Source organism: Thiothrix winogradskyi, assembly GCF_021650935.1.
GTDB classification, from domain to species: Bacteria; Pseudomonadota; Gammaproteobacteria; order Thiotrichales; family Thiotrichaceae; genus Thiothrix; species Thiothrix winogradskyi.
The window spans coordinates 692,068-708,476 of sequence record NZ_CP091244.1; the positions used below are offsets into that span (position 1 = coordinate 692,068).

Annotated in this window: 18 protein-coding genes; 8 read left to right on the forward strand and 10 right to left on the reverse strand. The window is 51.3% G+C overall.

What is annotated here, in order from left to right; translation table 11 throughout:
- Positions 1–225: 225 nt before the first annotated feature.
- A complete protein-coding gene (locus L2Y54_RS03690) occupies positions 226–1,026 on the reverse strand; it encodes a sulfite exporter TauE/SafE family protein (protein WP_236499889.1) in 801 nt (266 codons plus the stop codon).
- Positions 1,027–1,080: 54 nt separating this feature from the next.
- Here L2Y54_RS03690 and L2Y54_RS03695 point away from each other — a divergent pair, with 54 nt between their 5' ends.
- The 3 genes from L2Y54_RS03695 to hemF are packed head-to-tail and all read left to right on the forward strand — an operon-like array spanning position 1,081 to position 3,294.
- Positions 1,081–1,710 carry an MBL fold metallo-hydrolase gene (locus tag L2Y54_RS03695; RefSeq protein ID WP_236499890.1) on the forward strand — a complete coding sequence of 210 codons (630 nt, stop codon included), beginning with the start codon at positions 1,081–1,083 and terminating at the stop codon, positions 1,708–1,710.
- A gap of 15 nt (positions 1,711–1,725) precedes the next feature.
- Positions 1,726–2,319: a CAP domain-containing protein gene (locus L2Y54_RS03700; RefSeq protein ID WP_236499891.1), complete on the forward strand. Its 594-nt coding sequence runs from the start codon at positions 1,726–1,728 to the stop codon at positions 2,317–2,319.
- 57 nt (positions 2,320–2,376) lie between these two features.
- Positions 2,377–3,294 (forward strand): oxygen-dependent coproporphyrinogen oxidase, encoded by a 918-nt coding sequence (gene hemF / locus L2Y54_RS03705; RefSeq protein ID WP_236499892.1) that lies wholly within the window; start codon positions 2,377–2,379, stop codon positions 3,292–3,294.
- Positions 3,295–3,302: 8 nt separating this feature from the next.
- Here hemF and L2Y54_RS03710 read toward each other — a convergent pair whose 3' ends face one another.
- The 4 genes from L2Y54_RS03710 to L2Y54_RS03725 all read right to left on the reverse strand — a co-directional run bounded on the left by L2Y54_RS03710 (position 3,303) and on the right by L2Y54_RS03725 (position 6,191).
- On the reverse strand, positions 3,303–3,449 hold the full coding sequence (locus L2Y54_RS03710; RefSeq protein WP_236499893.1) for a hypothetical protein: 147 nt from the start codon (positions 3,447–3,449) through the stop codon (positions 3,303–3,305).
- 134 nt (positions 3,450–3,583) lie between these two features.
- Positions 3,584–4,810, reverse strand: a complete 1,227-nt coding sequence (locus tag L2Y54_RS03715) for a S8 family peptidase (protein ID WP_236499894.1) — start codon at positions 4,808–4,810, stop codon at positions 3,584–3,586.
- A gap of 5 nt (positions 4,811–4,815) precedes the next feature.
- A complete protein-coding gene (locus L2Y54_RS03720; RefSeq protein WP_236499895.1) occupies positions 4,816–5,559 on the reverse strand; it encodes a hypothetical protein in 744 nt (247 codons plus the stop codon).
- Positions 5,560–5,582: 23 nt separating this feature from the next.
- Positions 5,583–6,191: a sigma-70 family RNA polymerase sigma factor gene (locus L2Y54_RS03725; protein WP_236499897.1), complete on the reverse strand. Its 609-nt coding sequence runs from the start codon at positions 6,189–6,191 to the stop codon at positions 5,583–5,585.
- Positions 6,192–6,565: 374 nt separating this feature from the next.
- Here L2Y54_RS03725 and L2Y54_RS03730 point away from each other — a divergent pair, with 374 nt between their 5' ends.
- Positions 6,566–6,952: an FIG domain-containing protein gene (locus L2Y54_RS03730; protein ID WP_236499898.1), complete on the forward strand. Its 387-nt coding sequence runs from the start codon at positions 6,566–6,568 to the stop codon at positions 6,950–6,952.
- A gap of 45 nt (positions 6,953–6,997) precedes the next feature.
- On the opposite strand, the gene L2Y54_RS03735 is transcribed toward L2Y54_RS03730, so the two are convergent.
- The 5 genes from L2Y54_RS03735 to purE all read right to left on the reverse strand — a co-directional run bounded on the left by L2Y54_RS03735 (position 6,998) and on the right by purE (position 11,992).
- Positions 6,998–7,588, reverse strand: coding sequence for a class I SAM-dependent methyltransferase (locus tag L2Y54_RS03735; RefSeq protein WP_202718919.1), 591 nt, complete (start codon positions 7,586–7,588; stop codon positions 6,998–7,000).
- Positions 7,588–7,965, reverse strand: coding sequence for a SirB2 family protein (locus tag L2Y54_RS03740; RefSeq protein ID WP_236499899.1), 378 nt, complete (start codon positions 7,963–7,965; stop codon positions 7,588–7,590). Before L2Y54_RS03740 ends, L2Y54_RS03735 begins: the two co-directional genes overlap by 1 nt.
- Before the next feature lie 11 nt (positions 7,966–7,976).
- On the reverse strand, positions 7,977–9,104 hold the full coding sequence (locus L2Y54_RS03745) for a 5-(carboxyamino)imidazole ribonucleotide synthase (RefSeq protein WP_236499900.1): 1,128 nt from the start codon (positions 9,102–9,104) through the stop codon (positions 7,977–7,979).
- A 67-nt stretch (positions 9,105–9,171) separates the two neighbouring features.
- The gene (locus L2Y54_RS03750) at positions 9,172–11,577 is read right to left on the reverse strand and encodes a response regulator (protein WP_311196219.1); all 2,406 of its coding nucleotides are present in this window, start codon (positions 11,575–11,577) and stop codon (positions 9,172–9,174) included.
- Positions 11,489–11,992, reverse strand: coding sequence for a 5-(carboxyamino)imidazole ribonucleotide mutase (gene purE / locus L2Y54_RS03755; protein ID WP_236499902.1), 504 nt, complete (start codon positions 11,990–11,992; stop codon positions 11,489–11,491). Before purE ends, L2Y54_RS03750 begins: the two co-directional genes overlap by 89 nt.
- Before the next feature lie 77 nt (positions 11,993–12,069).
- Here purE and L2Y54_RS03760 point away from each other — a divergent pair, with 77 nt between their 5' ends.
- The 4 genes from L2Y54_RS03760 to gspC all read left to right on the forward strand — a co-directional run bounded on the left by L2Y54_RS03760 (position 12,070) and on the right by gspC (position 16,408).
- Positions 12,070–12,969 carry a phosphoribosylaminoimidazolesuccinocarboxamide synthase gene (locus L2Y54_RS03760; RefSeq protein WP_236499903.1) on the forward strand — a complete coding sequence of 300 codons (900 nt, stop codon included), beginning with the start codon at positions 12,070–12,072 and terminating at the stop codon, positions 12,967–12,969.
- Positions 12,970–13,084: 115 nt separating this feature from the next.
- Complete coding sequence (locus tag L2Y54_RS03765) at positions 13,085–14,053, forward strand: NAD-dependent epimerase (protein ID WP_236499904.1); 969 nt, start codon at positions 13,085–13,087, stop codon at positions 14,051–14,053.
- Between the two features lie 54 nt (positions 14,054–14,107).
- On the forward strand, positions 14,108–15,148 hold the full coding sequence (locus tag L2Y54_RS03770; protein WP_236497341.1) for an IS5 family transposase: 1,041 nt from the start codon (positions 14,108–14,110) through the stop codon (positions 15,146–15,148).
- Between the two features lie 261 nt (positions 15,149–15,409).
- On the forward strand, positions 15,410–16,408 hold the full coding sequence (gene gspC / locus L2Y54_RS03775) for a type II secretion system protein GspC (protein ID WP_236499905.1): 999 nt from the start codon (positions 15,410–15,412) through the stop codon (positions 16,406–16,408).
- Position 16,409 lies beyond the last annotated feature (1 nt).

Consider the following 16,409-nt stretch of genomic DNA (forward strand, 5'->3'; position numbering starts at 1 on the left):
CAGTAAATATTTACGATTAAATTTCAAACAAAACCCTTGTATTTTTTTTCATTCAGGTTACATTAAGGATACGACCAACGGAATGAAAAAATAACACGGAAGTTATACCAATTTCTTCCTCTTAACGTGGTTGTTCAAGGACGGGCGAGATGATCAGCCCCCATATGTTTCGCTTGTAACGTGCCGGATCTTTAGCCCGGATCCGGCACTTCCTTGATTACTTTCTCATAGCACCGAATGCAACATTTTCGCACTCAGTAAAATCAGCAACACCGCAAACACCTTTTTCAACGCCGCAACTGGCAAAGTGTGCGCTAAGTTTGCCCCCAAGCGCGTGGTGAAAAAACTCGTCAGTGCAATCAACAGCACCGCAGGCCAATACACAAAGCCAATGGTGTAATCGGGCAAAGCGACTTGCCCCCAACCATTGACGAGATAGCCTAGCGTCCCCGCAATCGCAATCGGCAAACCAATCCCGGCGGAGGTCGCAATCGCCTTACGCACCTCGACATTGCACCACATCATGTAAGGCACTGAGAGTGAACCACCCCCGATTGCCACCAACGCTGACACACCGCCGATTACCAGCCCTGCGACGGACAAACCCGCGATACCCGGCAATTCCCGATGCGGCTTGGGTTTCATATTCAACCACATTTGCACCGCGACATACGCCATAAACGCCGCGAAAAATAACGCCAAACCACGGGTCGATAACACCGTTGCTAAAAACGTGGCGGCAAACGTTCCCACTAGAATCCCCGGCGTAATACGTTGCACCACTGACCATTGCACCGCTTGCTTGGCATGGTGCGCCCGCATACTTGAAAACGCGGTGGGGACAATCGCCGCCATCGAGGTTGCCAAGGCAATATGCACCACGTGTTCACTGGGAAACCCTTGCGCCACAAACAACGCCGTGAGCACAGGAACCATAATGCCACCACCGCCAATGCCCAACAGCCCTGCGGCAAACCCCACCACCAAACCCAGTGCCAGAAAAGAAACCAGTAAATACCATTCCAAGCTATAATCTCCCGCTCAAATTCGTATGCAAACCTTTAGATTTAGGGCAACGTTATGCAATATCTCACCATCCCTGTCACGGCTTTTCAGCAAAATTGCAGCATTATTTGGTGTGAAACCACCTTGGAATGTGCCTTTGTCGACCCCGGTGGCGACACCGATAAATTGATTGCTGCCGTCAACAAACACGGTTTGCAACCCATCGGTGTATTTCTGACTCATGCGCATCTGGATCACGTCGGCGGTACGTTAGCATTAGCCCAGCACTACCACATCCCGATTTCTGGCCCACACCTGGCGGATAAATATTGGCTGGATGCGCTACCGGTACAGGCTAAGCAATTTGGTTTACCGCATTGTGATGCTTTTGTACCGGATACTTGGTTGCAGGAAGGCGATAATTTAACACTAGGGCAACAAACGCTGGAGATTATTCACACGCCGGGGCATACCCCCGGACACGTCGTCTTATTCCACCGCGAGCAGGGCATTGCGTTTGTGGGTGATGTGTTATTCAACGGTTCAATCGGGCGCAGCGATTTTCCGGGCGGGAACCATCAGCAACTGATTCGGTCTATAAAGACTAAGTTGTGGTCACTGGGTGATGATGTTATCGTCATTCCGGGGCATGGACCGAACACAACCATCGGTCACGAACGCCTCCACAACCCCTTTATCCCATAATGCGAGGACGATAAAGTGCGTAACCTACTTGCCATTGTTGGCGTAACTCTGCTGACCGCGTGTGGCGGCGGCGGTTCATCCAGTACTCCCGTCAATACCCCCCCAACTGCTGTTGTTCCCATTTCCCCTGCCCCTGAACCAGGTACGATGAGTGGAATGCTGGAAACGCATAACCAAGTGCGGGCAGCCGTCGCCGTCATGCCGCTTACTTGGTCGAGCCAAATGACCAGTTACGCGCAAGAATGGGCAACCTACCTTGCCAATAACAACAATTGTGAGATGAAACACCGCTCCGTTGCTGGCATTAACCCCTTAAATGTCGGCGAAAACCTTTACTGGGCAAGTGCAGTTAAATGGAGCGACGGACGTACCGAAATACAAGCAGTGACACCAACTCAAGTCGCTACGGCTTGGGCAGATGAAAAAGTCGATTACAATTACGCCAGCAATACCTGTGCGCCGGGCAAACCTTGCGGGCATTACACTCAGATGGTGTGGAACACCACCACCGAAGTAGGATGCGGCATGGCGATTTGCCCCGACAAAGGTCAGATTTGGGTGTGCAATTACAACCCACCGGGTAACTACATCGGCGTAAAACCGTATTAGAGCCACGCGCCATTTCCCGCTACAATAGGCGCTTTCAAGCATCAAGGGACGAACACCATGTCGCAAGTGGATATTGCCGCAGTCAAAACGTACCTGCTGGCATTGCAGGATGATATTTGTGAGCAATTAGCAGCCGAGGATGGCAGCGCTACGTTTGCCGAAGATGCGTGGGAACGCCCCGGTGGTGGTGGCGGACGTACTCGTGTCATCAGCAATGGCGCGGTATTTGAACAGGGTGGCGTGAATTTTTCGCATGTGTTTGGTGATAAGTTGCCACCTTCTGCGACAGCGCAACGCCCGGAATTGGCAGGACGTAGTTTTCAGGCATTGGGCGTTTCGTTGGTGATTCACCCCAATAATCCGTTAGTTCCGACCTCACACGCTAACGTGCGTTTTTTCATCGCGGAAAAAGCGGGTGAAGACCCCGTGTGGTGGTTCGGCGGCGGCTTCGACCTTACCCCGTATTATGGGTTTGAGGACGATTGCATCAGTTGGCATCATGCCGCCAAGGTAGCGTGCGACCCGTTTGGTGAGGATGTTTATGCGCGTTACAAACAATGGTGTGACGATTATTTTTTCCTCAAACACCGCAATGAACCACGCGGCATTGGCGGCTTGTTTTTCGACGATCTGAATGCGTGGGGCTTTGAGAAAACGTTCGCTTTTATGCGCAGTGTTGGTGATGCTTACATCAACGCCTACCGCCCCATTGTCAGCAAGCGTAAAGGTTTGCTGTTCACCGAAACCCAGCGCGACTTCCAGCTTTACCGCCGGGGACGCTACGTCGAATTCAACCTCGTGTATGACCGAGGCACGCTGTTCGGCTTGCAATCGGGCGGGCGCACGGAATCCATCCTGATGTCACTGCCGCCTTTGGTGAAATGGCGCTACGCTTGGCAACCCGAACCGGGCAGTGAAGAGGCACGTTTATACACTGACTTCCTGTGCCACCGTGACTGGCTGGCGGAAGCGTAAGCGACACATTACCAGCTTTTTTCACCCGGCTCTGGCTTGTGCCCTGACAGTTTGTAGAACTTCCAAGCCAGATAGCCCAAAAAGCCTAAAATAAAGACGATGGTGAAAACAGACATGAAAACAATGCCGGTAGAACTGGAAAAGAAACTGGACATGGCGTTTACTCCCTTACGGTAACTTGATAGGGCTATCGTAAGAGCAGTGACACACAGTAACGTTGCGCAAAATCAAATTGGATCAAACCAGTAAAGCACTTTCTTGCTACAGGTCAAGTTTTTGTAAGTTTCCGCTATTGTGCCGCCAATGCCCGCTCAACGTTGATTAAGCCATACCCATAATCCCGATCAAGACCCGGCTGCCCTAAATCGGTCGCCGTGTGTTTCAGGGACTCTGGGTTGAAGCGTGGATTCAGGGCTTTCAATAAGGCGATAGCACCGGTCACATGCGCGGTTGCCAGCGATGTTCCGCTCGATACTTGAAAGGAACTGCGCGGAGCCGTTGTCAAAATCCCCACACCGGGCGCGGACAGGTCAATGTAATCACCACGATTGGCACGGCTAAATACCTGTTCATTCTTATCAACCGCCGTCACGGCGATAACGCCCGGCAGTGCTGCGGGGTAAGCAGGCGGCGCTCCAGGTCCACCATTGCCCGCCGAAGCCACCACCACAATGCCTTTTTGAATGGCAGCCTCGACCAATTTGTCGACTATTGGGTCGGCATTGCCCGCAAAACTGAGATTGAGAACTTGCACACCTTCACGCATTGCCCGTTCCAAGGCTTGCGCTACCAGACTGGAATTACTGCGGCGCTCATCCGGGTTCGCCGCATTAGTGCTGAACGCGCTGATCGCAATCAATTTGGTATCGGGCGCAATTCCAATGCGGGCATTCTGACTGATAATCACCCCAGCCACTTCCGTGCCATGCAAGCGGTTGCGTTCATCTCCTTCTGGAATCAAGTTAATCCGATCAATCGTGGAACGGAAGGAATCATGGTTAATGTCAATCGGGGTGTCGATCATACCCACGACCACACCACGCCCGGTACTGCGTTGACGCATCGCATCTGCCCCGGTCAGCCCTAATGGATACTCACCCATTGGCGTATCGCTAATACTGGCGGAGATATAGAAATTGCTGGTCGACGCATCGACATCAGTTTCATTGGATTTAATCGACTTGACCAGATCATAAGGGTCTTGCCCATTCGTCGCTGCGGTAATCATGGTCGTGCCAATGGAATCGAGGTTATCACTGCGCTTCGCCCGCAATTTATATTTTTTCAGCACCGTATCCGCCACTTCGCTAGATTTTTGCTGATCATAAGCGATTAACATTTCATCTTTTTCGTAATCTATCCGCCGAAATACCGGAGTTTCCACACAAATACTGCTGCTTATATGGCACGCGGGGGAATCGCTGGCTCGACCAATCACTTTATATTCTACGGGGCTGCAAGCGCTGAGGAGTCCGATGACGGTAATGAAAGCAAGGGGGTGTAATACGGCTGGCATGACACTCAGTATTCTCGTCCGATAAAAGCAATCACCGCATTATCTTGCTGCATTTGCTGTAAAATAGTGCTCGCTTGTGGGTCAGATGAGAGCACATCTTTCATTTCAATTTTGAAATAACCGGTATCGTTTGGACCATCAAGAATACGGGCATTCCAATGCAGCAGGAATTCACGCACTTGCTGTATCCGTGCATTTCCATTGAAATCTACCAGCAATACCATGCCTTTGACCACAGGAACAGCGCCGGGATTATCCGCCACCGTAGCACTGACATAAATGCCTTCTGGCTGACTACTGACGGAGTGTGCAAACCACCCCAAAAAGCCCGCCTGAATCAGTAACAATACGGCAAATACCGCATTCACTGGCGTTAAGCCTTCCCATGTCGGCAACAGATTTCGCAGCCATTGTTTTGCTTCACCCAACCAATGACGCTTTGGTGCAAGCGGGCGCGGCGATGCCAGTGATGCGGAAGGATCCGTTTGTTCTTCGCGCTCAATGCGTTTCATTAATTTTTCTAAACGCTGTTGGGAGGTATCCACCGCAGACAGCTCCAACAGGGAATTATTGGCGCGGATCATATCCACCAGCTTAAGTTCACGACGGTATTCATCCGCTAACTCAGGGTGAATTTCCAGCATCCGTTCTACCAAGTTGCGCTCGGATTCGTTTAATTTGCCCGTGATATACCAAGGCAACAACAACCGTGCTTCTTCAACCGGATCGCCAAGTGGGTATAGGCTCATATCACAATAGTCTCAAATGCTGTTTAAAAGTCAAAATCCACGATACCGGCTTTTTCCAGTAACTGTGCCAAACGCTTACGCGCATAAAACATGCGAGTTTTGACGGTGTTTTCCGCAATATCCAGAACAATCGCCACTTCTTTGACGGATTTGTCCTCAAAATAGGTTAGTCTGATCACTTCACGGTGCTCTTCCGTTAGCTGATCCATCAGACGTAACAACTGCTGTTTCATGTCATCCAATGCCAATTCCTCGTGAGGGTCGGCGGCTGGGTCAATCATGGCATCCAGTATCGACTCGTCTTCCAACGTCATTTCCGAGGTTTTGCGTAACCACGACACCATTTTGTTGCGAGCAATGGAATAAATCCAGGTCGACACCTTTGACTTGCCTGCAAAATTTTCCGCTGACCGCCAAACATCAAACATAGCCTCATCCACAAGATCAGCCGCCTGAGCAATATCGTCACGCAGCACGCGAGAACAATATTTCACCAAACGGGGCTGGTATCTCAAATACAACTGGCTGAATGCTTGCTGATCACCGCGACTGATGTATTCCATCAACACTTCATCGCTGAGTTTGCTTAGCGTTTCAGTCAGTTGTTTTCTGTTTTGTGAGTGGCCTTCCATCTCTATGTCGCTCTCATTACGGGTTTGGTTCTAATTAATTTGAGCCAACACTCAAAAAAATAATAAATATTTTTCAAGTTGCGTTGAACCACTTGGCGAGTAGTAGCGACTTAGCGTTAACACTACACACTCAACTAGTAATATTCAAAGTTATAATACTCCCTCGCAAGTCTGGCGGGTCTTCGGATCCGCCTTTTTTTTATTTGCAAGCACTCCATTAGCATATCATAACCTACTGATACAAAATTTTTCTTTCTAACGTTGGAAGCTGGGTATGTATCAAATTGGCACCACACTGACACAATTTATCCTCGAAGAACAACGTAAACATGCAAGCGCAACCGGCGAATTTAGTTGCGTATTGAATGACCTGGATGGCTCCTCTAATTATGGATGTGAATGTATCGGTTGGTACGATTTTCTCTATTATCAAAGCGCCTGAAGGTGTGGAAAACCCGACCGCTGCCGATTTCATGCAGCCGGGTACAATGGTGGCTGAAATTCATCGGATTTTGACTCGCGGCGGCATTTTCATCTATCCGATGGATAGCAAAATGAAAGCAGCGGGCAAAACCGGCAAATTGCGCTTGTTGTACGAAGCTAACCCAATGGGTTTCATCGTTGAACAGGCGGGCGGCATGGCGACCACGGCTTATTCACGCATTATGGAACTTCAGCCGACTGACTTGCACCAGCGCGTGCCGGTGGTGATGGGGTCGCGGAATGAGGTGGAATTGGTTACGGGGTATCATAACGTTTAACCGATCTGTGGGGGCGGTTCGCGAACCGCCCCTACTTGCCGTCTATTATTGTTTCTCGGCATACGATACGGTGTAGGACTGGCCTTGTTTTAGCTTGTCGAAATTGCCGAACACTTCTTTTAGGTTGCGCTTCATGTATTCGCGCAAGCCGTTGATGGTTACGATATACACGCGCCCACCGGGTTTGAGGTGGTGTTTCATGTCGTGCAGCAAAATGCTCATCATTTCCTTGCCCACTTTCGCGGGTAAGTTGGATGCAATCACGTCAAACCGCGCATCTTTGTCGAGGTGCTGAAAACCGTTGCTCAACATGGCACGGGCATTCGCCAGCTTATTCACGCCCGCATTGCGGTTTGCGTATTCGACTGCCATGAAATCCTTATCCACCATCAGGGTTTGACCTTGTGGGGCAAGTCTTGCCATCACCAAACCCACCGGGCCATAGCCGCAGCCGAGGTCGAAGCAATCATCGGTCGGGTTGATTTTCAAGTATTTCAGCAGCAAATCTGTGCCGTCATCAATTTCACGCGGTGAAAAAATTCCCCACGTCGACAGGAAGGTGAAAGGCTGTCCGCACAACTCTGTATCAAAACGAATATCGTCGCGCAGGCTTTTGGTGTAAGGAATATCAGCCATTAGAGAATCGCCGGTGCAAGATTTTTCGCATACAGGAAGGTGTACGCAAACGCCCCCAAACCTGCCAACCACAGCACAATCGCGCTAGGCTTACTCAAACCCGGCTTCAGGGCAATGACCCCTAACACAACGTACACAATCAAGCCGACCGCTTTAATGATGACAAAATTATCCACACCGTGCGTCGTGCTGACGAATGCCATCCACAAACCGGTTCCCAATAAAATCAGCATCGTCAATGAGGCACTGGCTAACGCTGCCTTGCCACTGACTGCCGGATTGTTGGTTAACATCCATATCCCCCGGATCAGGTAAATAACCACGGAAAGCAAGGCGATAATCGCGTGTACTTTGAAGATTAAGGTGTTCATGTCCATGTGGTGTGTCCTTATTGCAATTGTTGGAAAATGTGTCCCGCCTCTGCGAGTGCGTCGCCAAGTTGTGGCGCTAAGGTACAGTAATGACCCATCTTGCGACCGGGGCGGGCTTCGTGTTTGCCGTACAAGTGTAGCTTGGTATTCGCACTTTGCAGCAATGCCAACCAGTTCGGTTGCGCATCGTGCCACAAATCGCCGAGCATATTGACCATGACCACGGGAGAGAGCAGTTCCGTTGAGCCAAAAGGCAATTCACAAACCATGCGTACTTGCTGTTCAAACTGTGAGGTGACGCAAGCATCCAGCGTATAATGCCCGCTATTGTGGGTACGTGGTGCCATTTCATTGACCAGCAATTCGCCTTGGCGAGTGATGAAGAATTCCACTGCCATCACGCCGACGAAATCCAACTTATCCGCCATGCGCGTGGCAGCGGCTTGCGCGGCAGCGGCAAGTGCGGGGTCGATACGGGCAGGCACAATGCTTTGGTGCAAAATGCCGTCGCGGTGTTCGTTTTCGGCAACGGGGAAACAGCGCACTTCGCCGTCAACATTGCGGGCGAGGATGACAGAAATCTCCCGTTCCAATTCCACCCGCTGTTCCAGCACACATGCGACATCGTGCAATTGGGCAAACGCGGCTTCTGCTTCAGCAACCGAATGCACCGTGACTTGCCCCTTGCCGTCGTAACCCATGCGGGCGGTTTTGAGAATGGCGGGGAATTGGATGCTGTTGGGTGCAGCCGTAATGTCCGCTGCGGTGTGAATCGCCGCAAACGGTACCGGCTGTAAGCCGCACGCCCGCACGAATTCTTTTTCCACAATGCGATCTTGTCCCATTTTCACCGCCTGAGCTGAAGGGCGTACTGGGCAAAACTGCGCGAGGAATTCCAGCGTTTGCGCAGGAATATTCTCGAATTCGGTGGTAATCACATCGCAACGTCTGCCAAAAGCGCTAAGCGCGGCTTCATCGTCGTAAGCGGCAATGATGTGGTCATCCGACAATTGCGCGGCGGGGCTGTGAAAATCGGGTTCTAAGATAAGCACGCGGTAGCCGAGGGTGCGGGCGGCGACGGTAAACATGCGTCCGAGTTGCCCGCCGCCGAGCATTCCGATGGTTGATCCGGGGAGTAGTATCATGAAGCTTCAGGGTCTGTTAATAGGGTAAAACAAGCGCGAAGAATACAGCAAAGTGCGTTACGACGCATCAACGCAACCATCGCTGCAATAGTTGTTGCAACTGTGTTTTATCAAACGGTTTGGTGAGAAAATCATCCATGCCTGCGGCAAAGCACTGTTCACGCACTTCCGCAACGGCATGAGCCGTGAGTGCAATAATCGGTAAGTCGCTGGCTGAAGCAAATTCACGAATGCGCTGGGTTGTTTCATAACCGTCCATCTCCGGCATACTCACATCCATGAATACCAGATCCACCGTGTGCTGCTGCAATAAGGCTAATGCTGCTGCACCACTATCGACCGTGATGACGCTTAAGCCAAGCGTTTTCAGCAATTCGCCCCCGAAAAAGCGATTTAATGGTTCATCATCCACCAATAGAATGCACAAATCTTGGGTGTGGGCTGGCAGTGCATCATCGTCAATGGGGCTGGCTTCCAGGGGAGGGGTTTCTACTAACGAGAAATTCAGGGTAAAGAAAAAGCGGCTACCTTTTCCTGTGTGGCTGACTAATTCCAGATTACCGCCCATGCGCTGCACCAATTGCTGGCTGATTACTAAACCTAGCCCGCTGCCGCCATAACGCCGCGAGGTACTGCTATCGGCTTGGAAAAACGGCTGGAACAGCCCGCGCTGTTGTTCCGCCGTTAAACCGATGCCGGTATCTGAAACCGCAAACGTTAGCTGCATACAACCAGCGGATGCCGCAGTTTCCTCATGTACCTTGAGCATCACATACCCTTGGTGAGTAAACTTAATGGCATTGCTCAACAGGTTAAGCAAAATCTGTTTTAAGCGCGTGGGGTCGCCTTGCAACCACAAGGGAGCAGGCACACGGGAATTAATGGTAAACGGTAATTGCTTGGCATTCGCCGCCTCTGCACACAGCGTATGTACCTCGTGCAATAACGCATTCAGTTCAAACGGGATTTGTTCCAAGATCAATTCACGCTGTTCAATACGTGCCACATCCAGAATATCATTGACCAACCCCAGCATGTGCTTGGCGGCAATATCGAGTTTATCCACGTAATCTTGCTGCTGCGGGGTCAACACGGTATGACGCAATAATGTACCCGTGCCGACCAAAGCATTCATCGGGGTACGCAATTCATGACTCATGGTGGTGAGGAAATCGCTTTTCGCTTTATTGGCTGCGTTTGCACTTGCCACCTGCTCACGTAAACGCAGCGTATAGTCAGCTTGTGCATTCGAGAGCAACAATAAAAATATAAAAATAACAACCAATACCAATGTTGTGGAATTAATTGGCGTGATTAAGCGTAAACCAAAGCCATCGACAACAATTGGTATAATGCCTGCCATTAGAACTGCAAATGCCCAATACAGATTAGGCATAAACCTGATCCCTATCAAGTGCAGACGTATAATGGCAAGCAAGGTCAAGCAACTGATTAGAATAACCCCACTGCCCGACACCAAAGCCCCATAATCAAGCCAAGGCAAGCTGACTGCGGAAGCAATAAATAACCAAAATACCCCTCGAAACAGCCAATCAACCTTGGGCAGATGGTGCGCCAATTCCAAAAAATGCCGGAAAAAAGCGGTGAAACTGGCAATAGCTAACAGCGCGAATACCGGGTAAAGCCGGTAATATTCAGGAATCACCCACAAATAATGGTGAAAAAATCCGGTATAACGGCTCATTTCCAGCACAGCAAATACAATAAATACCCCCAACCAGCCATACCCTTTTTCACGCAGACTGACAAACAGCAGCAGATTGTATAAGCCCAAGGCAAACAACCCTGCCAAAATGACCGCGTGGAGGAGCAAAGCATTCACATGGATACGCGCTTCTTGCTGCACCAACTCAAGACTGGCAAATATGCTATCCACACTGCCTTGCAGACGCACATACACCCAATGATCGCCTTGCGCCAAGGGTGGCAGCGCGTAGATGTGGTAATGAAAATAGGGGTCGGGCGTGAGTAAACGCGGGGCTGCATTGGGCGAATCATGCCACCAATACACCTGTAGCGGCGACTCTTCCATGTCATGAACTCTGATGTACCAGCGTTGCCAAGGGCTGGATTGGTTCTGGAAGCGCACCCGCAACCAAAAGGCATCCATGGTTAAACCTGGTGCAAACACAGCAGTGCCGGTATTGCTGAATGGCTGATCATGAAGCGGCGCTCTCACCTCATTGATCGTTAATTGCCCCGTTGGATCCCGTAAAAAATCCAAATGCGTTTTGAAATGCACTTGCGTTTGCTGATCGTTCAGTACCTCAACGGGAGTTGCACCAAGCCCAGTGGCACTGAACCATAAACAACACCATACAAACAATTGAAGCAGGCTGGTTTGTGCCACAGTTTGCTCAGCATTATTGAGGGGGCAGGGGCATAGCCATCGCATGTTGGCGTTGTTCTTCACGGAATTGCGCCAACTTTTCCGCCAAAATCGGGTCGTCATTCGCCAACATTGCCACCGCAAACAACGCTGCATTTGCCGCGCCCGCTTCGCCAATCGCAAACGTTGCCACCGGCACACCTTTGGGCATTTGCACAATCGAATACAGCGAATCAATGCCGTTCAAGGCACGGCTGGTGACAGGCACGCCTAAAATCGGCAAGGTGGTTTTTGCCGCTAACATGCCGGGCAAGTGCGCCGCACCGCCTGCACCCGCAATAATGCACTTCAAACCGCGCTCGCGTGCGGTTTCCGCGTATTCAAACAGTAAATCGGGTGTGCGATGGGCGGAAACGACGCGGTATTCATGTGCAATACCGAATTTTTCCAGTTGTTCAACGGCTTTGGACATCACGTTCCAATCGCTGTTGCTACCCATGACAACCCCTACCACTACCGCCGAATTGGGTTGAGTCATGATGCTCCCCTTATTTCTCTGCAAAATCTGATATTATAACGTGATGTACCTTTTACGCACTAACTAACCGCAAGCGAATGAATACAAACAGTCACCCAAGCAGCGTTCTTGAAACGCACATCACCTCCCTGCCGCTGATTGCACGGGGCAAAGTCCGCGATATTTACGCCGTCGATGACCAGCACATGCTGATCGTGACCACGGATCGTTTATCGGCATTCGATGTGATCATGCCGACCCCGATTCCACAGAAAGGCGTCATTCTCACCCAAGTGGCGAATTTCTGGTTTGGCTTGCTGCATGACGTGATCCCGAATCACTTGAGCAACTTGACGCTGGATGATCTACCGCTGACCGCCGCTGAAAAAGCGCAATTGCAAGGGCGCAGCATTATCGTCAAACGCCTCAAGCCCTTGCCGGTGGAAGCGATTGTGCGCGGTTACTTGATCGGTTCGGGCTGGAAAGATTACCAGCAAACCGGCGCGGTATGCGGCATCGAATTACCCGCCGGTTTGCAAATGGCCGACCGTTTGCCTAAACCGATTTTCACGCCTTCCAGCAAAGCCGACGTAGGCGATCACGACATCAATATCAGCTTTGCAGACATGCAGACGCGGATTGGGGTAGAGCTTGCCGAGCAAGTGCGCAGCGTGAGTTTGAAGTTGTATCGCCAAGCGGCTGAATACGCGCTCAAACGTGGCATTATTATCGCCGACACCAAGTTCGAGTTCGGGTTGGATGCGGAGGGCAAGCTGGTGTTGATCGACGAAATCCTCACGCCGGATTCCTCGCGTTTCTGGCCTGCTGATCAGTACAAACCCGGCATTAGTCCGCCATCGTTTGACAAACAATTCGTGCGGGATTATTTAGAAACGCTGGATTGGGGCAAGGTTGCGCCGGGGCCGGAATTGCCTGCGGAGATTATGGAAAAGACAGCGGCTAAGTATCGGGAAGTTGCCGACTTACTCACGAAATAAGACCCTCACCCCAACCCCTCTCCCAAAGGTAGAGGGGCTAAGAAATAGACATCTTGCTCCCCCTCTACCTCTGGGAGAGGGGGTTGGGGGGTGAGGGTAAACAAAAGGAAAAAATATGCGAATACTAATAACTGGGGTAGCGGGATTCATCGGGATGCACCTCGCTTTGCAATTGCTGCAACGCGGCGATGAAGTCGTCGGTATCGACAATTTCAACGATTACTACGATGTCACCTTGAAAGAACGCCGTTTACAACGGGTGATCGACGCGGATGTTGCGGGTAAATTCAAGTTCATTCGTTTGGATCTCGCCGACCGTGCGGGCATGGCGCAACTGTTTGCGGAAGAAGGCTTGGATGCGGTGGTGAATCTTGCCGCGCAAGCCGGTGTACGTTATTCCATCGACAACCCGCTGGCTTACATCGACAGTAATCTGGTCGGATTTGGGCATATTCTGGAAGGTTGCCGTCATAACGGCGTGAAGCATTTGGTGTATGCGTCATCCAGTTCGGTGTATGGCGCAAATGAATCCATGCCGTTTTCGGTGCATGACAATGTGGATCACCCACTGTCACTGTATGCCGCTTCCAAGAAAGCCAATGAGTTGATGGCGCACACGTATTCGCATTTGTACAACTTGCCGACCACGGGTTTGCGCTTTTTCACGGTGTATGGCCCTTGGAGTCGCCCGGATATGGCGATGTTTAAATTCACCAAAGCGATTTTGGCAGGCAAGCCGATTGATGTGTTCAATTACGGCAAGCATCGCCGCGATTTCACCTACATCGACGACATTGTGGAAGGGGTGATTCGCACCTTGGATCATACCGCAACGGGCAACCCCGATTGGAGTGGGATGCAGCCCGACCCCGGCACGAGCAAAGCCCCCTGGCGCGTTTACAATATCGGCAATCAGAATCCGGTGGAATTGATGGATTATATTCGTGCCATTGAAGATGCACTGGGCATGAAAGCGGAGTTGAATTTATTGCCGCTGCAACCGGGCGATGTGCCGGATACTTACGCGGATGTGGATGCGCTGGTGCAGGATGTAGGCTATCGGGAACCTCTAAAAACCCACTGATACCCACACAAATGTGAGAAAATGCTCATCTGAGCCACCGCCCCGTTACTAGCCATGCCCAAGAAAAGTGCCATCAAAACCAGTCTGTTTGCCGCCGAAGAGCGTGAACAGAAACTCGACCGCAAGGGCGACCTGCTGTCCACCCTGAACCAGCACGTCAACTTTGTCGCCTTGGCAGGAGAAATCGACCACATCGCCCCACGCCCCAGTGACAAGCGAGGAGGCCGTCCACCCTACCCAACGGAACTGATGGTACGGGTCTTGGTGTTGCAACACCTGTACAACCTGTCGGACGAGGCATTGGAATACCAATTGCTTGACCGGCTGTCGTTCCAACGGTTTTGTGGCCTGCGTCATTCCAGCACGATCCCGGATGCCAATACCTTGTGGGTATTCCGTGAACGGATCAGTGCGGCAGGTGGTGCGGATGCCCTGTTTGATGCCGTCCAACGGCAATTACAACAACACGGTTTTATTGCCCGTGGTGGTCAAATCGTTGATGCCACGCTGGTGGAAGCCCCTAAACAACATTTCCACAAAGAAGAAAAAGCGCTGTTGGAACAAGCGGCAACACCTGCTGACTGGACACCTGCCCAACGTCGCCAAAAGGATACGGAAGCAAGCTGGACGAAAAAACACGGTAAAAGTTACCACGGCTACAAACTCAGTATCAGTGCCGATCGGAAATACAAACTCATCCGCAAACACCACATCAGCACCGCCAAAGAACATGACACCAACCATTTTGAAGCGGTGCTTGACCGAGCCAACACCAGCCGTGACGTATGGGCGGACAAAGGTTACGAAGACCAATCCCGTGAACAACGCCTCAACCAAGGTAGCTGGCGGTTACACATCCAGCACAAAGCCAAGAAAGGCAAGCCGCAATCCGACTGCCAGAAGCGCCGCAACACCCGCATCGCCAGACCCCGCGCACGGGTTGAGCATGTGTTTGGGTCAATCTGTGCGATGGGAGGCAAAGCCATCCGCAGCATCGGGTTGGCACGGGCAGTATTCGGCCTCAGCATTAAGGCAACCGTGTATAACTTGCGGCGGCTTTGTTCACTCAAAGAGGGCGGAGTTGTGCCCATTTGATGGAGAAATTCCCGAAAAAACAGCAAAAATGCGGAAAAACCACCTGATTGTGGCTTGGTGTGCTAAAAATTGAGATGGGTTGGTGTTTTTTTAACAAAATGTCGATAGACCAACGCTAACCGTTGCAATACGCCGGGTTTTTAGAGGTTCCCTATCGTCCCAGTATGTCGGTTGACGAAGGTACGCGCCGCTTTGTGCAGTGGTACCGCGATTATTATCAGGTTTGAGCCATTAACTGCCATTAACGAATGAGGCTTTCCCATGCAAGGTACGCAACGTGCGCGTTTCGTTGAGCAACTGCTAAGCCGCGCCCCGGACTACGCCAGTTTTGTGCTGGTGATTTTTGCGGGCTTTTTGCTGGCACGCCTGACGTGGATGCTATTTCCCGCCGATCCGCGCCCCTTACTCACCAGCAATGATACCGGTGTGGTAAACAGCGCCACCCAAGCGAAACCCAATCTGGGCGATACTTTGGCAGGCTACCATTTGTTTGGGGTGTATCAAGCGGATAGCGGCAAACCCGCCCCGACGAATATCCAAAACACCCAATTGGCGCTCAAACTTCAGGGGGTTTATGCCCCGCCCAATGACAGCGGTTATGCGGTGATTGAGGAAAATGCGCAGCAAAAAATCTACGCAGCAGGTAGCACCATTGGGAATTCCGGGGCAGTGTTAGAACAGATTTTGGCAGACCATGTACTGTTACGACGTAATGGTCTGCTGGAAAAACTGGCGCTACCTAAACCCGAATTAGGCGGTGGCGGCAATGTGGCTGCGGCAAGTGTGGGCGATAACATGCCTATGGATATGCCCGTCGTAGACTTCACGACTCCGCCTGCTCCTGACATCGTGCCACCGCCGGAAATGTTCACCCCTAGCGAAGGGGCGGTTCCACCGCCGTTACCGGAAGAAATGCCGCCGATGGAACAACAGGGTGCAGCAGAAGCTGCCCCCAATCTGGGTGAATTTCGTCAGTCGGTGATGAACAATAATATGCGCTTGCTGGAAGTCGCCAGCCCCCAGCCTTACGAGCGTGACGGCAAATTCCTGGGGTTTCAATTAAGCCCCGGTAGCAATGTCGCGATGTTCAACCAATTGGGCTTGCAATCTGGCGATATTGTGACCGCCGTGAATGGCACGGTGCTGGAAAACCCAGCCGTTGCCATGCGTGTACTCCAAGAAGCGGCGACTGCCAACCAAGTGAACCTCAATATTACCCGCAATGGGCAAGAAGTTTCCCTGCCAATCAACTTTCAATAGT

Coding starts and splice junctions, on each gene's coding strand:
- L2Y54_RS03695 (WP_236499890.1), top strand. CDS start 1,081: ATGCAATATCTCACCATCCCTGTCACGGCTTTTCAGCAAAATTGCAGC.
- hemF (WP_236499892.1), top strand. CDS start 2,377: ATGTCGCAAGTGGATATTGCCGCAGTCAAAACGTACCTGCTGGCATTG.
- L2Y54_RS03710 (WP_236499893.1), bottom strand. CDS start 3,449: ATGTCCAGTTTCTTTTCCAGTTCTACCGGCATTGTTTTCATGTCTGTT.
- L2Y54_RS03715 (WP_236499894.1), bottom strand. CDS start 4,810: ATGCCAGCCGTATTACACCCCCTTGCTTTCATTACCGTCATCGGACTC.
- L2Y54_RS03720 (WP_236499895.1), bottom strand. CDS start 5,559: ATGAGCCTATACCCACTTGGCGATCCGGTTGAAGAAGCACGGTTGTTG.
- L2Y54_RS03725 (WP_236499897.1), bottom strand. CDS start 6,191: ATGGAAGGCCACTCACAAAACAGAAAACAACTGACTGAAACGCTAAGC.
- L2Y54_RS03730 (WP_236499898.1), top strand. CDS start 6,566: ATGGCTCCTCTAATTATGGATGTGAATGTATCGGTTGGTACGATTTTC.
- L2Y54_RS03735 (WP_202718919.1), bottom strand. CDS start 7,588: ATGGCTGATATTCCTTACACCAAAAGCCTGCGCGACGATATTCGTTTT.
- L2Y54_RS03740 (WP_236499899.1), bottom strand. CDS start 7,965: ATGGACATGAACACCTTAATCTTCAAAGTACACGCGATTATCGCCTTG.
- L2Y54_RS03745 (WP_236499900.1), bottom strand. CDS start 9,104: ATGATACTACTCCCCGGATCAACCATCGGAATGCTCGGCGGCGGGCAA.
- L2Y54_RS03750 (WP_311196219.1), bottom strand. CDS start 11,577: ATGACGACCCGATTTTGGCGGAAAAGTTGGCGCAATTCCGTGAAGAAC.
- purE (WP_236499902.1), bottom strand. CDS start 11,992: ATGACTCAACCCAATTCGGCGGTAGTGGTAGGGGTTGTCATGGGTAGC.
- L2Y54_RS03760 (WP_236499903.1), top strand. CDS start 12,070: ATGAATACAAACAGTCACCCAAGCAGCGTTCTTGAAACGCACATCACC.
- L2Y54_RS03765 (WP_236499904.1), top strand. CDS start 13,085: ATGCGAATACTAATAACTGGGGTAGCGGGATTCATCGGGATGCACCTC.
- L2Y54_RS03770 (WP_236497341.1), top strand. CDS start 14,108: ATGCCCAAGAAAAGTGCCATCAAAACCAGTCTGTTTGCCGCCGAAGAG.
- gspC (WP_236499905.1), top strand. CDS start 15,410: ATGCAAGGTACGCAACGTGCGCGTTTCGTTGAGCAACTGCTAAGCCGC.